An 18,710-nucleotide genomic window follows, 5' to 3' on the forward strand; every position below is an offset into this window, starting at 1 on the left:
CAGCCACCATGCCTCCTACCGTCCTCGATGCGGGGCGCGCCAAGGAGCGGAGCTATTTCAATTCAGGCCCGGACCTGCTGTCAATGATCAGGGGGGCGGAACAGCTCACGAAGGATACTGCGGGCGATCAGATCTTGTCGCTGTCGCCGACTCGTCCTCATCCGTCCGGACGATGCGCTCAAGTCCGGACGCTCCGTCCAGCCGACCGATCGCCACCAGAGCGGCGCCAACCGCACCGATCTCCGGATTTCGGACGTGATGCACCTCGCGCGGCGCCAGCGTGACCGAGAAGGAGCGCCGCCACCACCCGGACGCGGCGACGGCGCCACCACCGAGGACGACCTGGACCGGCCTGTCCACGGTGGACTCTATCGCCGCGACCCCCACCGCGACCTGACGGCAGAGCGCGTCCATCAGTCCGGCCAGGATCTCCACCGCCGTGGTGTTGAAGCCCAGCCCGGAGAGCCCGCCGGAGCCGGCCGGGGCGAGCCCGGGTGGACGGTCGCCGCCCAGCCGGGAATCGGCGGGCACACCGTCGCCCGGCGGCACCCGGGCCAGCGCCCGGTCGAGTTCCGCTCCCTCGGGCAGCCGCATCTCCCGACGGGCCCAGGCGTAGAGGTTGCCGCCACCGGAGAAGGCGGTACCCGTCACCACGTGCTCGTGGTCCACCCGGTAGCGCCAGAGCTCCTCCGGCAGCGGCGGCAGGTCGACGCCGGCCGGGACCGGCTGGACCAGCCGGACCGCCGCCGAGGTGCCGACGGTGACCGCCGCGCGTCGGCTGTCGTAGCAGCCGGAGCCCACGTTGGAGGCGGCACCGTCGCCGCTGGGCGGCGCCCACCGGGCGTCCCGCAGCGCCGGCCAGCGCCGGGCGTACCCGGCGCGGAGCCGGCCGTGCCAGGCCAGCGGAGCCAGCGTCGGCAGCTCCCCCGGGCGTACCCCGGCCAGCTCGCACGCCTCCGCGTCCCAGTCCAGGGTCCGCAGGTCGAGCAGGCCGGTACCGGAGGCCTGGGAGATCGACATGACCGCCTCGTCGAGGAGCCTGCCGAAGACGTACTCGATCAGGCCGGCGAACCGGATCGTGTCGTCCCCGCACCGCTCCCGCAGCCAGGGCAGCCGCACCGACCAGTAGAACCGGTGCCACCAGGTGCCGGTACGCCGGTGGTAGTCGTCGGGATCCGCCGGCCCGGCCACCCCGGCCGGTGCGGTGGCCCGGGTGTCCAACCAGGTCAGCACCGGGCCGAGCGGATCACCGGCGGCGTCCAGCGGCACCACCGAGTGCCACTGCGCCGAGGTGACGACGAGCCCGACGCCGTCGAGGTGGTCCGCGCCGGCCAGCTCGTCGAGGCACTCGACCAGGGCGGCGAAGTAGGCGGGCCCGTCCAGGGTGGCCCGGCCGTCGCCGCCGATCGTCACCTTGGCCGGTCGCCGGGCCAGCGCACCCGGCAGCGGTCGGGCGGCCGCGTCCAGCACCAGGCCGCGCACCGACGACGTACCCAGGTCGAGAGCGAGAATCCTCATCGACGAAAACCGTACCGGTTCCCCGGTGCCGACCAGGGCAAGGTCGCGCGGTACCGGCCGGACGGGCCGCGCCCACCGGGCGCCCACCTGGTGGACGGCTGGGCCGAAGGGGTGCCGCCGCGGGCGGTGGCTGGCCTAGACTCGGCCCGTGCTCGCGCGACTCAACTCCTGGTGGCCCGCCATTCCGGCGGCCGACCTCCGCGCGTAGCAATCTTCCACGCGGCCGCCCCACGCGGCGGCCGCCAGGGTTCCCTGCACGTCTCTCCGGCCACCGCTCGGGACGGCCCCCGGCTGTGAGGGACGACCGATGACCCTGCTCGACCACCTGCTCCGCACCATCGCCAGCGGCGCCGACCCCGGCCCGTTCGCCCTGCTGCGCCGGGACGGCGCCGCCAACCTGGAGGTCTTCACCGGTGTGTCGCACACCGTCGACACGCTCGCCGAGATCCCCCTGCCGGCCGGGCCGGCCGGCCCGCGCACCCTGGCCGTGGTGCCGTACCGGCAGGTCGCCGAGCGCGGCTTCGCCTGTGTCGACGACGGCGCCCCGCTGGAGTGTCTCGTCCTCGACGAGCCCGAACGGGTCCCGCTGGCCGACGCGCTGGCGGCCCTGCCCGAGGTGCCGGTACCGGTCCGGGACGCCGGCTTCGACATCGCCGACCCGGAGTACGCGGAGATCGTCGACCGGGTACTGGCCGACGAGATCGGCCGGGGCGAGGGGGCGAACTTCGTCATCCACCGCTGCTACCTCGGCACCCTCACCGGTGCACCGCTGCCGGCGGCACTGGCCGCACTGCGCCGGCTGCTGACCGGCGAGCGGGGCGCGTACTGGACGTTCCTGGTGCACACCGGCCGGCGGATCCTGGTCGGCGCCTCCCCGGAACGGCACGTCAGCGTCGAGGACGGGCTGGTCATGATGAACCCGATCAGCGGCACCCTGCGCCACCCGGGGCGGCCGGCGGACCGGGACGAACTGCTGCGCTTCCTCGCCGACCCCAAGGAGATCGACGAGCTGTACATGGTGCTCGACGAGGAGCTGAAGATGATGGCGACCGTTGCCGAGCGGGGCGGCCAGGTGATCGGGCCGTACCTCAAGGAGATGGCGAACCTGACCCACACCGAGTACCTGCTCGCCGGGCGCGGCTCCCTCGACGTCCGAGAGGTGCTCCGGGAGACGATGTTCGCCCCGACCGTCACCGGTTCGCCGATGGAGAACGCCTGCCGGGTGATCGCCCGGCACGAGCGGCGCGGCCGGGGCTACTACGCGGGGGTGATCGCGCTGCTCGGCCTCGACGAGGCCGGCCGGCAGACGCTGGACGCGCCGATCCTGATCCGTACCGCCGAGATCTCGCCGACCGGACAACTGCGGGTACCGGTCGGCGCGACCCTGGTGCGGCACTCCACCGCCGCCGCCGAGGTGGCCGAGACGCACGCCAAGGCCGCCGGGGTGCTGGCCGCGCTGGGGCTGCGGTCGGCGCCGGCCGGTCCGGACGACGAGCGGGCCGGCGAGGGTGCCGGGGCGGCCGCCGTCGTGCCGGGGCGGATCGGCCCCGCGCCGGCCGCCGAGGTCCGGCTCGCCGACGACCCGGCGGTACGGGCGGCGCTGGCCGCCCGCAACGTCGGGCTCGCCCCGTTCTGGCTGGAGCAGCGGACCCCGGATGCTCCGGTACGACCCGAGTTCGCCGGCCGCCGGGTGGTGGTGGTCGACGGGGAGGACACCTTCACCGGCATGCTCGCGCACCAGTTGCGGGCCCTCGGCCTGACCGTGGTGGTACGCCCGTGGGCCGAGGTCACCGGGCCGGGCGGGTTCGATCCGGGCAGCGTCGACCTGACCGTGCTCGGCCCGGGACCGGGCGACCCGGGACACCCGACCGACCCGAAGATGGTCGCCCTGCGGGGCCTGGTCGGCCGGCTGCTCGACACCGGGGCACCGACGTTCGGCGTCTGCCTCGGACACCAGATGCTGGCCGCCCGGCTCGGCCTGACCCTGCACCGGCGCAGCGCGCCGTACCAGGGACTCTGCCGGGAGGTGTCGCTCTTCGGCACCGTGGCCCGGGTCGGCTTCTACTCCAGCTTCACGCCGCTGGCCGACGCGGACCGGCTCGACACCGGGTACGGGCCGGTGCGGCTGGCCCGGGACCCGGTCGACGGTGCGGTGCACGCGCTGCGCGGACCGACGTACGCCGGGGTGCAGTTCCATCCCGAGTCGGTGCTCAGCCGGGACGGGTTGGCGGTGCTGACCGAAATGGTCGGGCGGCTGCTTCCGACCCCGGCCGGCTCGGCGCCGGGCGCCGGGGTTTCCCAGCCGGGGCCGGCGGGCGCGACGATGCCGTCGGGAGCGGGGCGGGGCGCGGCCGGGGCGCATACTTCGCGGCATCCCGGGTAGGCATTCGCAAGCCGGTGGTCCGGGCGGGTTGAGAGCCCCCGCCCGGGCCGCCGGTCCGCGTGTGCCGCCCGCCCGGGCCGGCGTGGGACCATGGGTCCGCCCCGGGGCCGCTGCACCGGTCCCGGTCCGCCCCCGCGTCCGGCGCGTTGGAGGTCTGCTGCGATGTCCGGCCACGTCCTGCCGAGCGGGCCGACCGGCGCCGCCCCGGATTCCGCTGCCGCCGGTCGAGCCGAGCCGGGCAGTTGGGCGGCACGTTACCGGTTCTGGGACGTCTACTTCGGGCTGGTCGGGCTCGGCGTCGCGGGCCTGCTCGCGGTCTACGGCGCCGATCCGTTGTCGCGGTTCGCGGCCCTGCTGCCGCTGGCCGCGCTCGCCGGCTGGTACGTCGGCTTCGGACGCCGGCTCATGCGCGACGAGATCGAGGACTGGCGCGGGTACGTCTATCTCGCCGGGGTCCTGGCGCTCTACGTACCGGCCGTACTGGTCGAGGGGTCGGCCTCGTTCGTGCTCTTCGCGCTCTGCCCGCAGGCGTACATGGTGGCGGCTCCGGTGCCGGCCACGGTCGCGGTGGTCGCGTTCAACTCGGTGCACCTCGTGGTGCTGCTGGCCAGGGGTGTCGAGCCGGCGGAGGTGGTGACCGGCCCGCTGCCGGTCGCGGCCCTGGGCGTGGTGCTCTCGGCGACGCTGGGCACCTGGAGCCGGCGGGTGGTCGCGCAGAGCCAGGAGCGGGCCCGGCTGATCCGCGAGCTGGACCGGTCCCGTTCGGAGGTGGCCCGGCTGTCGCACGAGGCGGGCGTCCTGGCCGAGCGGCAGCGGCTGGCCGGCGAGATCCACGACACCATCGCGCAGGGTCTGGCCAGCGTGGTGTTGCTGGTGCAGGCGGCCGACGACGACGTGGACGGTGACCCAGAGCGGGCGCACCGGCATCTGGCGCTCGCCGCGCGTACCGCCCGGGAGAACCTCGCGGAGACCCGCGAGTTGATCGCGGCGTTGACCCCGGCGGCGCTGGCCGGCTCCTCGCTGACCGACGCGCTCGCCCGGCTGGTCGACCGGTTCACCGCCGAGACCGGCATCCCGGCCGACTTCCGGTGCGTCGGTGGTCCCGCCCCGCTGGCCATGTCGACCGAGGTGGTGCTGCTGCGGGCCGCCCAGGAGTCGCTGACGAACGTCCGCAAGCACGCCGACGCCGGGAGCGCCTCGGTGCGGCTCGACTTCGGGCCGGACCGGGTGCTGCTGACCGTGACCGACGACGGGCGTGGCCTGGCCGCGACCGCCGGCAGCGATCCGGCTCCCGGCGGTTACGGGCTGACGGCGATGCGGGCCCGGGTGGCGCAGGCGTCGGGGGTGCTCACCGTCGGTCCGGGCACCGCCGAGGGATCGGGGACGACGGTACGGGTCGAGCTGCCGGCCTAGTCACCCGTCACCCGGTCGCCCTGCCGGGCCCAGGTGTCGAGGCCGGTCAGCACCTCGCGGAGTCCGGCACCGCGCCCGGTGAGCAGGTAGCTGATCCGGGTGGGTGGCCCGGGGTCCACCCGGCGGCGCAGCAGCCCCGCGTCGGCGAGTTCGCGCAGCCGTTCGGTGAGCACCCGCCGGGAGATCCCCGGCAGCGCCTCGGCGAGGTCGCGGAACCGGGCCTCGCCGTGGCCCAGCACGTGCAGCAGGTCGAGGATCCAGCGCCGGCCGAGCGTCTCCAGCGCGGCCGAGGTGGCCGCCGGGAGTCGCCGGTCGAGGATGGTTACTTTTTCCAACCTGTTTTCGTCGGTCGCCGCCCCGGTCGGGTCATTCGCCGGCCGGCCGTCCGCCGGGTCGGCCGCGCCGGCTTCGCCGGACAGGAAGACGCCGATGCCGTCGAGGACCCGGCCCAGGCCGAACTCGAAGTCCTGCCGTACGGTCGCCGGGGCGGCACCGACCTCTTCGGTCAGCCGGGACAGCACCGGAAACCGGCCGGTGCCGAGCAGCCGGGCCAGCGCCGGCGCCTCGGTTGCCCACCACTGCTCGGCGTTCACCCCGGTCCGCCGCTCCTGCTCGGCCTCGGTCTGCACGTAGCGGGCGGCGCCCTGCACGTAGTCGCTGACGGTCAGATAGACCTGGAGCATCGTCGCCGGGTCGAGCCGGAAGCCGTCGACGGCGGCCAGTACCCACTCCACGCTGGCCAGCACGTTCGGCCCGAGCGGGGGGCGGCCGGTGCCGGCCACGATCGGCAGCACCCACGGATGCCGCTGGTACATCGCCCACTCCCGGCGGGCGCCCAGCTCGATCCTGGCCCGCCAGCCGGCCGGACCCGGCTCCGGATAGTCGATCTCGCCGAAGACGGTCTCCACCATCAGGTCCACCAGCTCGGCCTTGCCCGGCACGTACCGGTAGAGCGACATCACCCCGGCGTCCAGGGCGGTGGCGACCCGACGCATCGAGAGGGTCGCCAGGCCGTGCGCGTCGGCGAGCCCGACCGCCACCCGCACGATGCGGTCCAGGCTCAGCCCCGGGCCGCTCCCGGCACCGTCGCGTTCCATCCACCCCGCCCCGATCGTCGCCACCCGGTACGCATGCTCGCGTACACTGTACCCACGATCCGCGACCACGACGGGGTGACGATGACCGAGACGATGACGGTACGCCGGGCCGGGCTCGCCGATGCCCGGGCCGTCGCCGAGGCGGTGGCCCGGGCGGGGCTGGACGAGGCGGTCTTCAGCTGGGTGGTGCCGGACGAGGCCGCCCGGCAGGCCTGCGCCGAGGCGTGGGTGGAGTTCGCCCCGGCCTGGGTCTCCGGCCTGCTGGAGACCGGGGAGATCCTGCTGATGCGGGACGGCTCGCTGGCGGTCGGCGGCCTGTCGGTGTGGGAGCTGCGCGGTCCCGGGCCGGACGAGTCGACCGCCCCGGTCGACCCGGTGGAGGCGCAACGGCAGGCCGCCTTCCTCGACCGGGCGTACGGTCGGTACGCGCCCCGGATGGCCCTGGTCGACGAGCTGATCGCGGCCCGCCACCCGGACCGGGAGCCGCACTGGTACCTCCAGCAGATGGCCGTACTGCCGGCGCTGCGCGGCCGGGGACTCGGCGGTGCGATGCTGCGCCACCAGCTCGACCGGGCCGACACCGACGGGATCGGCACCTATCTAGAGGCGAGTACGCCGCGCAACCGCGCCCTCTACGAGCGGTACGGCTTCCGGGCCCAGGGTGAGCCGATCCGGCTGCCGGACGGCGGCCCCGCACTCCAGCCGATGTGGCGGGACCCACGCCCGCCCCGGACCACGACCGGCGGCTGAGCCCACGACCGACGGCTGAGCCCACGACCGGGGTCGCGGGACTGCGGCCCGCCGGTCCGTCAACTCCCCTCGAAACCCTCGCGCCCGGTGGACCGGGTACTGGCCAGCCAGATCCCGAAGCCCATCGCCAGGATCGCCGGCACCTCGACCAGGAGCCGGAGCCCGCCGAACGAGAGCGTCTCGTGGAAGGCGGTCACCCCGATCACCACGCTGGCGACGGGGTCCACCAGGGTGATCGCGGTGAGCGGCGCGGCGAGCGGACCGTTCTGGAAGGCGTTCTGGTTCAGCGCCACCGAGGCGAACCCGACCACGGCCAGCGCGTACAGGTGCCAGTCGGCCAGCGTCGAGAGCGGGTCGTGGGTGACCCGCTCGGCGACGGTCTTCAGCAGCGACGCGGTACCGGCGTAGAGCAGCCCGCTGGCGATACCGAGCAGGGTTCCCCGGGCGGCGCCGGTGGCGCGGTGGGCCAGGAGCAGGCAGATCACGACCAGCGCACCGCCGATCAGCGCGACGCCGAGCCAGCCCATCAGGGACGGCTGGGCCACCCCCGCGCGGGGCCGGGCGGCGACGAGGAAGACGGTCAGCCCGAGGACGCAGGCGGCGACCGCGGTGACGTCCCGCGGATGCGGCCGCCGATGGTCGAGGGCCGCCTCCAGCGGGATCGCCAGGAACATCCCGCTGATCAGCAGGGGCTGGATCAGGGTCAGCGGCCCGAACCGGAGGGCGAGCGCCTGTAGCACCGTACCCGCCAGGTCGGGGACCTTGGCGAGCAGCCAGCTCCGGCGGCGCAGCAGCCGGATGAGCAGCCTCGGGTCGGCGGTGGCGTGCTGTGGCTCCCGCCTCGCGGCGCGCTGTTGCAGGGCGGCCCCCAGGGCAAAGCAGGCGGCGGCGCCGAGCGCCAGCACGACCGCCGGGGTGGTCACGCGGCGGTCCCGGCGACCGACGGCGGCCCGTACTCCGTACCCACACAGCTACGCTACGTGGTGAATTCGCCGCCCACGGACGGTTCCGGACCGGCCGACGAACCCGTCGCCGGTACGTCCGGACCGCCGCCCGGCACGTCGACGGTGCCCGGACCGACCGGGAGCCTCCCGGCCCGTCCGGGCACCGTCGACGCCGCGCGCCAGCCCCCCGCCCAGGGCTCGACGCGCTTTCCGGTTCAGGACGCCAGCGCTCCGGCGGCCCGTCCCTCGTGCAGGGTGAGGTTGCGCCCGTTCGACGGGTCGAAGAGGTGGATCTTCTCCAGGTTGAACCAGATCCGGTGGTTGCCCCCCTCGGTGACCGGGGACTCCGCCGACAGTCGGGTCACCAGGTTCCCGCCACCGCCGCCGAAGCCGTCCGCGCCCACGTCGGCGGCGAGTTCCTCCAGCTCCGCCGCGCTGGCCCGCTCGCCGGAGACGGTGAGGTAGACGTACTTGTCGGAGCCCATCGACTCGACGATGTCGACCGGCGCCTCGAACTCCAGCCCCCGACCCCGGGTCTGCTCGTCGATCAGCCCGGCGTCCTCGAAGTGCTCCGGCCGGATGCCGAGGATCAGCTCCCGGGGGGCGTCCTCCGCCGCCAGCTCGCGACGGAGCCGGTCCCCGAGGGGTACGTCGCCGATCGCCGTCCGCAACCGGTCGTCCTCGACCGCGGCGTGCAGGAAGTTCATCGACGGCGAGCCGATGAACCCGGCGACGAAGAGGTTCGCCGGGTGGTCGTAGAGCTCCTGCGGCGGGCCGACCTGCTGCACCGCACCGCCCCGCATGATCACCACCCGGTCGCCGAGGGTCATCGCCTCGGTCTGGTCGTGCGTGACGTAGACGGTGGTGGTGCCGAGCTGCTTCTGCAACCGGGACACCACGGTGCGCATCTGCACCCGCAACTTGGCGTCGAGGTTGGAGAGCGGCTCGTCCATCAGGAACGCCTTCGGGTTGCGGACGATCGCCCGCCCCATCGCCACCCGCTGGCGCTGCCCGCCGGAGAGGTTCGCCGGCTTGCGGTCCAGCAGCGGCGTCAGTTCCAGCACCTTGGCCGCCTCGGCCACCTTCTGCTCGATGGTCGCCTTGTCGAGCTTGGCGAGCCGGAGCGGGAACGCCATGTTCTCCCGGACGGTCATGTTGGGATAGAGGGCGTACGACTGGAACACCATCGCGATGTCCCGGTCCCGGGGCGCCTTGTCGTTGACCCGCTCGCCGTCGATCCGCAGCTCGCCGGAGCTGATGTCCTCCAGTCCGGCGATCATGTTCAGCGTGGTCGACTTCCCGCAGCCCGACGGGCCGACGAGGATCACGAACTCGCCGTCGGCGATCTCCAGGTCGACGTCCCGGACCGCGACCGTCCCGTCCGGGAAGCTCTTGCTCACCTTGTCCAGCACGATGTCAGCCACTGCGACCTCACCCCTTGACGGCGCCGGACGTCAGGCCCGACACGATGCGACGCTGGAAGAACAGCACGAACAGAATGATCGGAATCGTGATCACCACGGCGGCGGCGGAGATCGCCCCGGTCGGGTCCTCGAACTGCGACTCCCCGGTGAAGAACGACAGCGCCACCGGTACCGTGCGGGACCGCTCGGTGGAGGTCAGCGAGATCGCGAAGAGGAAGTCGTTCCAGCAGAAGATGAAGACCAGGATCGCGGTGGTGAAGACCCCGGGGGCGGCCAACGGCGCGATGACCCGGCGGAACGCCTGCCCCGAGGTGGCGCCGTCCATCTTGGCGGCCTTCTCCAGGTCCCACGGGATCTGCTTGAAGAACGCCGACAGCGTGTAGATGGCCAGCGGCAGCGAGAAGGTGATGTACGGCAGGATCAGCCCCGGCCAGGTGTCGAAGAGCCCGAGCGACCGCTCGATCTCGAACAGCGGCGAGACGAGCGAGACCTGCGGAAACATCGCGATCAGCAGGGAGACCCCGACCAGCGCCTTCTTGCCCGGAAAGTCCAGCCGGGCCACCGCGTACGCGGCCATGGTGCCGAGCACCACCGCGATGGCGGTGGCGATCAGGGCGATCCCGATCGAGTTGCCCAGGGCCCGGACGAACTGGTTGGTGGAGAAGATCGTGCGGTAGTTGTCCAGCGTCCACTCCCGGGGGATGAAGTTCCCGTCGGTGAGCGTGCCGGTGGTCTTGAACGACAGCGACGCGATCCACAGCACCGGGACCAGTGCGAAGACCACCACCACGACGTCCAACAGTCCCCACCGCCACTTCGCGGCGGCAGTGGTGTCACTCGCGGCCATCAGAACTTCCTTTCGTTCGCGACTGCGGTGCTCCGCTTCGCTGCGCTCCTCGCGCTCACCAGAGCTTCCTTTCGTTCGCGACTGCGGTGCTCCGCTTCGCTGCGCTCCTCGCGCTCACCGACGGCTCCCCTCATCCGTGCTGCCCGGGGCAGCCGTGCCGAACAGCTTCACGAAGACGAACGCGATGATCGCCACGGCCAGGAAGATCAGCACCGACATGGTCGACCCGATCCCGAGGTTGAGCCCGCGCATCAGGTTGTTGTAGGCGAGCATCGACACCGACGACGTCTCGTTCGACCCGGCGGTCAGCACGAAGATGTTGTCGAAGACCCGGAACGCGTCCAGGGTGCGGAACAGCAGCGCCACCAGGATCGCCGGCTTCATCACCGGCAACATGACCTTGACGAACCGCTGCCAGGCGGTGGCACCGTCCATCGAGGCGGCCTTGAGCAGGTCCTCCGGCACCAGCGCCAGGCCCGCCATCAGGAGCAGCGCCATGAACGGGGTGGTCTTCCAGATCTCCGCCAGCATGATGATCGCCAGCGCGCTGGCCCGTTCGGTCAGCGGCGCCCCCTCGCCGAAGAGGTTGGCCAGATATCCGGTGCCGGGCGTCCAGGCGTACCGCCAGGAGAAGGCCGCGACCACCGTGACGATGCCGTACGGGATCAGCGCCGAGGTGCGGACCAGCCCGCGCCCGACGATGGTCCGGTGCATCACGACGGCCAGCCCCATGCCGAGTACCAGTTCGACGGCGACCGTCACGACGGTGATCAGCATGGTCACCCCGAACGCGGTCCACCAGTAGTCGTTGGTCAGCACCGTGGCGTAGTTGGCCAGCCCGACGAACTCCCGCTCGTCCGGGAACTTGAGGTCGAAGCGCTGCAACGACAGCCAGACCGAGTAGAGGATCGGATAGGCGGTCACCGCCAGCATCACCAGCGCGGCCGGCGCGCAGAGCAGCCAGCCGAGCCGACGCTCGGCCCGCTTCCCCTCGCTCAGCGCCGCCCGCCCGGGACGGCCGCGCCGGGGCGCCGGCACGCTCCGGCCGGCCCCGCTCCGGTCCACGGCGGTCGCGGTCCCGGTCTCGGTCTCCGTGCTCACGGCAGCACCCCCTTCGAGTCGAGCGCGTCCTGCGTCGCCTCCCGCATCCGGTCCGCGGTCCGCTCCGGATCGATCGCCGACGGCGGGGAGAGCGTCGCCGACAGCACCGTCGAGATGTTCTGGTACGCCGGGCTGCGCGGCCGGGTCGCCGGGTCCTTCAGCTCCTCGAGGATGGTGTCCCGCATCGGGTACGCCTCGGCCATCTCCGGCTCCGCGTAGACGCTCTCGATGGTCGGCGGCACCCCGTCGTTGATCGCGGAGAACTTCTGGTGCTCGGCGTCGCGCAGGCAGGTGGCGGCGTCGAAGGACTCCTCGGGATGCTCGGTGTACCGGCTGATCCCCAGGTTGAACCCGCCGATCGTCACCTTGCTCGGTGTCCCCGGGTCCACGCCCGGATAGCGGGCCCACCTGACCTTCTTCGCCAGCTCCGGGTCGGCCTCCTGCATCGCCGGATAGACGAACGGCCAGTTGAGCTGGAACGCGCCCGCCCCGGACTGGAAGTCGAGCCGGGCCTGGTCCTCGATCGTGTTCGAGAAGGAGGAGGTGGTGATCCCGGCGGTGGCGAAGTTGCGCAGTACCTCCAGGGCCCGGACGGCACCCTCGTCGAAGACCGCCTTGCTGCCGTCGTCGTTGATGATCTGGCCGCCGGCGCTGGCCACCAGGGTGTTGTAGAGCACCACCAGTCCCTCGTACTGGGCACCCATGGTGATCACCCGGTACGGCTGGCCCCGCCCCCGCAGGTCCTGGGCCATCCTGATCATCTCGTCCCAGGTCTGTGGCGGCTGCGGCACCAGGTCGGAGCGGTACCAGAGCAGTTGCACGTTGGTGTTCTTCGGCGCGGCGTAGAGCTTGCCCTCGTAACGGGCGGTCTCCAGCGGGCCGGCCAGGGTGCCGCGCTCGACCTCGGCCCGGCGCTCGCCGGTCCACTCCAGCAGCCAGCCGGCGCTGGCGAACTCCTGGGTCCAGGTGACGTCCAGGCCCAGGATGTCCATCCCGGTGTCCTCGGCGGCCAGCCGTCGGACCAACTGCACCCGCTGGTCGTCGGCGGCCCGGGGCAGCACCCGGTACGCGATCCGGTACCTGCCGCCCGCCTTCGCGTTGCAGTCGTCGACCACCTTCTGGATGTTCTGCTCGGTGGTGTAGTAGAGGTTGATCGTCGGTACGCCGCCGTCGTCGCCGGAGCCGCAGGCGGCGAGTGGCCCCAGCAGCGTCAGCGCCGCGAGTGCCGCCGCCAGCCGGGACCGGCGGCTCCGGCCCGGGCCGCCCCGCTCGGGCTCAGCCATGCCGGCACCCCGCTCTCCCCCCGGCCGTCCCGCCCACGTCGGCGTCCGCCGACCATGACCGCCGGTGGTGTCCCGCCGACCACACGTCGCGCACCCGGTGACCGCTCATCGCGCCGTCCTCCCTCCCACGGCGCCGGGGCGGGGTCCGTCCCGGCACACGGCGAAAGCACCCCGCCTCCAGCCGCAGGCGAACCGCCGGACCGGGCGTAGGTGTCGGACTCCCCCACTGCCCCGACGCCGATCGGCCGAAACATCGACAGGCGTGCGCGGCGCCGCGCTCCGGACGCCCGTCGCCGGGCGGTACCCGGCACGCCGGGCCCCGCGGCCCTCGGCCGGGGGCCGCCGATCAGGGCTCCACTGTGGTATTCCCGGCGGGCGACGCCTCGGATACCGTGGGTGCTACCTCCGGTGCCAGCAGGTCGCCGTCGATGCCGACCGCCCGGTGGACCGGCCACTCCGCCCGCGCGCGGCCCGGCCCGGATCCGTCCCGGGCGGCAGGTCCCGACAGCCGAACCGCGCCCCGTCCCCGCGATCCCCGGGCAGGATCGCCGCAAGAGGAGGTGCCGCCGTGCAGAACACCCGGGCGCTCACCCTGTCCTTCGAGGTCAGCGGGCCGCCGCCGGTGAAGACCGAGGCGCTGTCGATCTTCGCGGCCGGGCACCGGCAGGCGGCCCGGGTCCGTACCCTGCTCCAGGCCGCCTGCACCGCCGCGCAGCGCAGCGGCTGGACGGCGCTGTCCGGACCGGTCGCCCTGGAGATCGTGCTGCGCTGCCCGCCGGGCCGGCGGACCTCCGACGCCGCGACCCTGATCGGCGGGATCGGCGCCGTGCTCCAGGACAAGAAGCGGGCCGCCGACATCGGCCTCGCCCACCTCGGGGTACTCGCCGACGTCGCGCTCTACGTCGACGACCGGCAGGTCCAGCAGGTGTCGTACCGGGAGGAGCCGGCCGAGGAGCTGTCGTACCTGGTCCGGGTGACCAGCCTGCCGCCCGTGGCCTGAGCCGGTGCCGCCCGTACGCGCCGAGCCGGGCGCCGGCCGGCACCGCCCCGGCGGGACGACGGCGACACCGGTACGCCGGAACCGGTTTGACCCTCGCCCACCGCTGGGTACGCGGACGCGACCGGCGGGTGACGGGGACCGGCGGGCAACGGCACCGGCGACGAAGGGAGCGGTCATGTCGGAGCCACACGTCACGCTCGACCCCACCGGCCTGGACCCGGCGCGGCAGCATCTGCGCGGACCGCTGGAGGAGCAGCTCAACTCCGCGTTGCGGGCGGCCACCGAACGGGTCCGGGCCGACTACGCCGGTGAACCGGTCGAGGAGGTCTGCCGTCGGCTGCTCGACGAGACCCGGTCGGGGCTGCATCCGGACATCGCGGCCGGATTCACCCCCGACATGGACGAGTTCTGCCGGGTCGCCGTGGCGATCGTCCGGCGGGACGGCTCCGGGTCCCGCTGACCCGCGCCCGGACCCCGGGCAAGATCGACGGCTGTCGGCGCGGGGGCGTTGGCCGTGGACGTCCGGCCTCCGTACACTCAGTGCGCCGTCACGGCCGACCGTGCACGTCCCGCGTCCCCTGCACCGGATCCGGTCGATCTCTACGGGAGGCCCAGTGCCCGCACTGCCGTCCAGCGTGCCCGCCGCGGTGCTCGACACCACCTCCACCGCCCTGCTGACCACGGCCGAGAACGGCGAGGTGACCTGGTACAACCGGGCGGCGCAGCGACTCGGCCAACTCGTCGGCGCGGACATCGGCTCGCTGCCCTTCGACACCGCCACCCCGGGCGGACCGCCGGTCGAGCTGCGCTGCCCGACGGCCGACGGCACGGTACGGCACCTGCGGGTGACCTGCCGGCGGCTGCCGCCGCTGCCGCGTACCGACCCGGAGCCGGACGGCCACCTGGTGTACGAGCTGATCGACGTCACCGAGCAGCGTGCCGACCGGCGCCGCGCCGACGACTACGCCTGGCGGCTCTCCCACATCGAGCAGTTGGCCCGGGTCGGCACCTGGGAGTGGCACCTCCCCACCGACCAGGTGGTCTGGTCACCCACCCTGAAGGCCATGATCGGGTTGGCCCCGGAGACCGCGCTGGACTACCCGACCTACCGGACGATGATCCATCCGGACGACCTCGGCATGATCGAGGCGACCCTGGACCGGGCGATCCGGGAGGCGAGCCCGTTCACCTACACCCACCGGATGTACCTGGCGAACAGCCGTCAGATGCGCGTCCTGGAGTGCTACGGCGAGGTCTTCACCGACGAGTCCGGCCGGCCGCTGCGGATGCTCGGTACGGCGCACGACATCACCGAGATCCGACAGGTCCAGGACGAGCTGGCGTACCTCGCCGAGCACGATCCGCTGACCGGGCTGCCGAACCGGCGGGCGCTGACCGCGAAGCTGAGCCAGCTCACCGGCACCGACGGGGCGACGGCGGCGGCCCTGCTCCTGATCGACATCGACAACTTCAAGGACATCAACGACCTGCGCGGGCACGCCATCGGCGACGAGGTGCTCCGGCTGCTGGCCCGGCTGCTCCCCGACCACCTACCCGCCGACGCGGTACTCGGCCGGCTCGGCGGGGACGAGTTCGCCGTGCTGCTCCCCTCCTGCGACGCCGACGGGGCGCTGGCGATCGGGGCCGGGCTCTGCGACCTGGTCGCGCACACCCCGCTCGCGGTGCGCGGCGAGCCGCTGCGGGTGACGCTGAGCATCGGCGCCGCCCCGCTGGACGCCGCCGACGACGACACCCTGCTGCTCGCGCACGCCGACCTGGCGCTCTATCAGGCCAAGGGCGAGGGTCGAAACCGGGCCCGGCTCTTCGCGCCGGAGCAGCAGCGGCTGGCCGCCCAGCGGGTCGACCTGGTCTCCCGGGTACGCCGGGCGCTGGACACCGGTCAGTTGCAGCTCGACGCCCAGCCGATCATCGACCTCGGCGACGACCAGGTGCGCAGCTACGAGCTGCTGATGCGGGTACGCGACGACCAGCACCGGCAGATCGGTCCCGGGGACTTCCTGCCGGCGCTGGAGCGCGGCGACATGATCTACGAGCTGGACCGTTGGGTGGTGGAGACCGCCACCGGAGCGCTCGCCGCGGCCCGGGGCGCCGGGGTGGAGCTGCGGCTGGACGTGAACATCTCCAGCCGTTCCCTGGAGGATCCGAGCTTCGGTGACTGGGTGGTCGGCACCCTGGCCGCCGCGGGCGTACCCGCGACCCAGCTCGGCCTGGAGATCACCGAGACCACCGCGATCGCCAACCTGGCCGCCGCCCGCCGGCTCGCCTCCACGCTCACCTCGGCCGGCTGCCGGTTCAGCCTGGACGACTTCGGCGCCGGATACGGCTCCTTCGTCTACCTCAAGCACCTGCCGTTCAGCGCGGTCAAGATCGCGGGTGAGTTCGTCCGGCACGCCGACCACGGCGGCTCCGACCCGATCCTGATCGACGCCGTGGTGCGCGCCGCGCACGGGCTCGGGATGCGGACCGTCGCCGAGCACATCGACCGGCCCGAGCTGGTGCCGGTGCTGCGCGACCTCGGCGTCGACCGGGGCCAGGGATACCACCTGGGCCGGCCCGAGCCGCTGCGCGAGCTGATGGCCCGGACCATCGCCCGGTCCGGCGTCTCCGCCACCATCCGGTAGCCGCGCCGTCAGTCGGCGGCCAGCGCCGCCACCTCGTCGGCGCAGCCCCAGCCGAGGGTGACCCCGGCGCCGCCGTGCCCGTAGTTGTGGATCAGCCGGGCCGGTCCGGCCAGCCCGGTGGCGTCCTGCGCCAGCCGGGCTCCGCCGAGCCGGCCGGGCCGCAGCCCGGCGAGCTGCCCGAGCACCGGCGCCCCGGCCAGTTCCGGGACCAGCGCGACGCAGCGGGCCAGGATCGCGGCGCCGGCCTCGTCGTCGGGCCCGGTCTCCGTCCGGTACGGCTCGAAGGTGCCGCCCAGCACCACGTCCCGGGAGCGCGGGTGTACGTAGGTGATGCCGGCCGGGTTCTGCTCGTCGCGTACCGAGGTGTCCAGGCCGGGGTTGCCGACCAGCACGATCCGGCCCCGGATCGGGTGCACGGCCGGGTCGTCGGCGAGTTTGCCGGCGGCCAGCCCGGTCGCGTTGACCACCAGCGGTGCCCGCCGCGCCGACGGCCACACCTCGGCCGCGATCGGGGCCACGTCGGCGAGCCGGTCCACCCGGTGCCGGCGTACCGGCACGTCCAGCCGGCCGAGCCGGTCGACCAGCCAGTCGAGGTACGGGCCCATCTCGACGGTCGGCACGGTGAACCGCCACTGTCCGGCGTACCCGTCCGGGGGCGCGGCGGTGCGGAAGTCGGGGACCGCCGGGGCCCACCACGGGTCCCCGGTCACCGGCTCGCGCAGCAGCATCCGGGTCGGCCGCATCACCACCCCCGGCACCTCCCGCCGGGCCTGTTCGGCGAGCACCTCGAAGGTGCGTCGGGCCCAGCCCAGCACCCGGGGGTCGCCGCTGGTCCGGGTCGGATACCACACCGCGGCGGCGATCCGGGAGACCGTGTCGGCCGGTTCGTCGGCGGTCAGCACCGTCACCCGGGCACCGGCCTCGGCCAGCCGGATCGCGGTGGTCAGCCCGACCACCCCCGCGCCCAGCACCACGACGTCGCGCATCCGACCAGCCTGCCGGTCGATCCCCAGACAGACAACCTCCCGCAGGGTAATCGAGTTCTCACTCAATGTCCATACAGGAAGACCCCTAAAGTGGGCCGGAACCCCGTAAGTAAATAAACTTGCTTGACGAGGGATCAATGAGGGTTTCTGCGCATGAAAGGTACGACTATGCTCAGGACCGTGAAGGAAGAGATGGACAGCGAGCTCAGCGCTTCCACCCGGACCCAGCGCTACGTGGTGGTGTCCGAGGTCGTCGTCGAGGTCGAGAACGACTATCGACTTCGGGCGGCGGCACTGGTCAAGCTGGACGCCGTGGCGTCCAGCACCCCGGAGGGGCTGGAGCGGATGCGCAGCCGCATCGAGGGCGACACCGCGGTCGCGCTCGACTTCCTCACCGATCCCGTCGCGGCGATCGCCGCCGCCGACGGCATCCGCGCACACGGCCACGGCATCCGGGTGCGCCGATATCTGCCCCGGGACGACGGCGACGGCGGCCCCGGAGCCGAGGAGCGGTAACGGATCCCGGGCCGGGCCGCCCCGGCGTCACCGGGGCAGGATCCGCTCCAGCAGCAGCGGGACCAGCCGGTCCGCCTGGTCGTCCAGATAGAAGTGGCCGCCGGGCAGCGAGTGCACGTCGAGCCCGGCGTTGGTGTGCACCACCCAGTGCCGGGCGTCGGCGGCGGTGAAGGTGTGGTCCCGGTCCCCGACGATCGCGGTGATCGGGCAGTTCAGCGGCTCGCCGGCCGCGTAGCGGTAGGTCTCGATCAGCCGCAGGTCGCCCCGGACCATCGGCAGCGTCAACTGCCGGATCTCGTCGAGTTCCAGCAGTTCCACGCCGCTGCCGCCGAGTTCCCGCAGATACGCGACCACCCCGTCGTCGTCACGCAGATGCACCCCGATCGAATGTCGGGCCGACGGTGCCGGACCGGCCGACACGAAGAGCCGGCGCACCGTCAACGAGTCGCTGCGGCGCAACCGGCGGGCCACCTCGAAGGCGACCACGGTGCCCATGCTGTGCCCGAAGAAGACCAGCGGTCCGGTCAGTTCCCGCTCGACCGCCGCGACGATCTCGTCGACCAGTACGCCCATGTCGTCGATGACCGGCTCGCCGTACCGGTTCTGCCGGCCCGGGTACTGCACCCCGATCACCTCGATCGAGTCGGGGACCAGCTCCGCCCAGCGCCGGTAGCCCGCCGCCCCGCCGCCCGCGTGCGGGAAGCAGACGAGCCGTACGGTGGCCCGGGGCGCGGCCGCGAAGCGGAGGAACCAGTCGTTCGTGACCCTGCCGTACGTGCTCACCGGCGCAGCCCTTTCCCTCGGTG

General features: G+C 73.3%; 16 protein-coding genes. 7 read left to right on the forward strand and 9 right to left on the reverse strand.

Going from position 1 to position 18,710, the window contains the following annotated elements:
• Positions 1–105: 105 nt before the first annotated feature.
• Positions 106–1,518, reverse strand: coding sequence for an FGGY family carbohydrate kinase (locus C6W10_RS05805; RefSeq protein WP_107263696.1), 1,413 nt, complete (start codon positions 1,516–1,518; stop codon positions 106–108).
• A gap of 307 nt (positions 1,519–1,825) precedes the next feature.
• Here C6W10_RS05805 and C6W10_RS05810 point away from each other — a divergent pair, with 307 nt between their 5' ends.
• Together C6W10_RS05810 and C6W10_RS05815 are read left to right on the forward strand one after the other, a co-directional pair.
• Positions 1,826–3,901, forward strand: a complete 2,076-nt coding sequence (locus tag C6W10_RS05810; RefSeq protein WP_107257150.1) for an anthranilate synthase family protein — start codon at positions 1,826–1,828, stop codon at positions 3,899–3,901.
• 162 nt (positions 3,902–4,063) lie between these two features.
• A complete protein-coding gene (locus tag C6W10_RS05815; protein WP_234361636.1) occupies positions 4,064–5,314 on the forward strand; it encodes a sensor histidine kinase in 1,251 nt (416 codons plus the stop codon).
• On the opposite strand, the gene C6W10_RS05820 is transcribed toward C6W10_RS05815, so the two are convergent.
• Complete coding sequence (locus tag C6W10_RS05820) at positions 5,311–6,411, reverse strand: winged helix-turn-helix transcriptional regulator (RefSeq protein WP_107257151.1); 1,101 nt, start codon at positions 6,409–6,411, stop codon at positions 5,311–5,313. The genes C6W10_RS05815 and C6W10_RS05820 overlap by 4 nt on opposite strands.
• Positions 6,412–6,444: 33 nt before the next feature.
• On the opposite strand from C6W10_RS05820, the gene C6W10_RS05825 reads away from it, so the two are divergent.
• Entirely contained in the window at positions 6,445–7,161 is a 717-nt protein-coding gene (locus C6W10_RS05825; RefSeq protein ID WP_107257152.1) for an N-acetyltransferase, read from the forward strand.
• Between the two features lie 59 nt (positions 7,162–7,220).
• Here the strand turns inward: C6W10_RS05825 and C6W10_RS05830 are convergent, their stop codons facing one another.
• From C6W10_RS05830 to C6W10_RS05850, 5 genes are all read right to left on the reverse strand, one after another.
• The gene (locus tag C6W10_RS05830; protein WP_107257153.1) at positions 7,221–8,084 is read right to left on the reverse strand and encodes a DMT family transporter; all 864 of its coding nucleotides are present in this window, start codon (positions 8,082–8,084) and stop codon (positions 7,221–7,223) included.
• A 236-nt stretch (positions 8,085–8,320) separates the two neighbouring features.
• Entirely contained in the window at positions 8,321–9,529 is a 1,209-nt protein-coding gene (locus C6W10_RS05835) for an ABC transporter ATP-binding protein (RefSeq protein WP_107257154.1), read from the reverse strand.
• A 7-nt stretch (positions 9,530–9,536) separates the two neighbouring features.
• A complete protein-coding gene (locus tag C6W10_RS05840; RefSeq protein WP_107257155.1) occupies positions 9,537–10,376 on the reverse strand; it encodes a carbohydrate ABC transporter permease in 840 nt (279 codons plus the stop codon).
• A 114-nt stretch (positions 10,377–10,490) separates the two neighbouring features.
• A complete protein-coding gene (locus tag C6W10_RS05845; protein WP_369931414.1) occupies positions 10,491–11,441 on the reverse strand; it encodes a carbohydrate ABC transporter permease in 951 nt (316 codons plus the stop codon).
• Between the two features lie 32 nt (positions 11,442–11,473).
• Positions 11,474–12,760 (reverse strand): ABC transporter substrate-binding protein, encoded by a 1,287-nt coding sequence (locus C6W10_RS05850; RefSeq protein ID WP_107257156.1) that lies wholly within the window; start codon positions 12,758–12,760, stop codon positions 11,474–11,476.
• 568 nt (positions 12,761–13,328) lie between these two features.
• On the opposite strand from C6W10_RS05850, the gene C6W10_RS05855 reads away from it, so the two are divergent.
• The 3 genes from C6W10_RS05855 to C6W10_RS05865 all read left to right on the forward strand — a co-directional run bounded on the left by C6W10_RS05855 (position 13,329) and on the right by C6W10_RS05865 (position 16,402).
• The gene (locus tag C6W10_RS05855; protein WP_107257157.1) at positions 13,329–13,760 is read left to right on the forward strand and encodes a hypothetical protein; all 432 of its coding nucleotides are present in this window, start codon (positions 13,329–13,331) and stop codon (positions 13,758–13,760) included.
• A 175-nt stretch (positions 13,761–13,935) separates the two neighbouring features.
• Complete coding sequence (locus tag C6W10_RS05860; RefSeq protein ID WP_107257158.1) at positions 13,936–14,220, forward strand: hypothetical protein; 285 nt, start codon at positions 13,936–13,938, stop codon at positions 14,218–14,220.
• A 154-nt stretch (positions 14,221–14,374) separates the two neighbouring features.
• Complete coding sequence (locus tag C6W10_RS05865) at positions 14,375–16,402, forward strand: bifunctional diguanylate cyclase/phosphodiesterase (RefSeq protein ID WP_107257159.1); 2,028 nt, start codon at positions 14,375–14,377, stop codon at positions 16,400–16,402.
• A gap of 8 nt (positions 16,403–16,410) precedes the next feature.
• Here C6W10_RS05865 and C6W10_RS05870 read toward each other — a convergent pair whose 3' ends face one another.
• Positions 16,411–17,388, reverse strand: coding sequence for an FAD-dependent oxidoreductase (locus tag C6W10_RS05870; protein ID WP_107257160.1), 978 nt, complete (start codon positions 17,386–17,388; stop codon positions 16,411–16,413).
• Positions 17,389–17,556: 168 nt separating this feature from the next.
• Here C6W10_RS05870 and C6W10_RS05875 point away from each other — a divergent pair, with 168 nt between their 5' ends.
• A complete protein-coding gene (locus C6W10_RS05875; RefSeq protein WP_159079261.1) occupies positions 17,557–17,904 on the forward strand; it encodes a hypothetical protein in 348 nt (115 codons plus the stop codon).
• Positions 17,905–17,931: 27 nt separating this feature from the next.
• Here the strand turns inward: C6W10_RS05875 and C6W10_RS05880 are convergent, their stop codons facing one another.
• Positions 17,932–18,687, reverse strand: a complete 756-nt coding sequence (locus C6W10_RS05880; RefSeq protein WP_107257162.1) for a thioesterase II family protein — start codon at positions 18,685–18,687, stop codon at positions 17,932–17,934.
• Between the last annotated feature and the right edge of the window lie 23 nt (positions 18,688–18,710).

Source organism: Plantactinospora sp. BB1 (assembly GCF_003030385.1).
Taxonomy (GTDB): Bacteria; Actinomycetota; Actinomycetes; order Mycobacteriales; family Micromonosporaceae; genus Plantactinospora.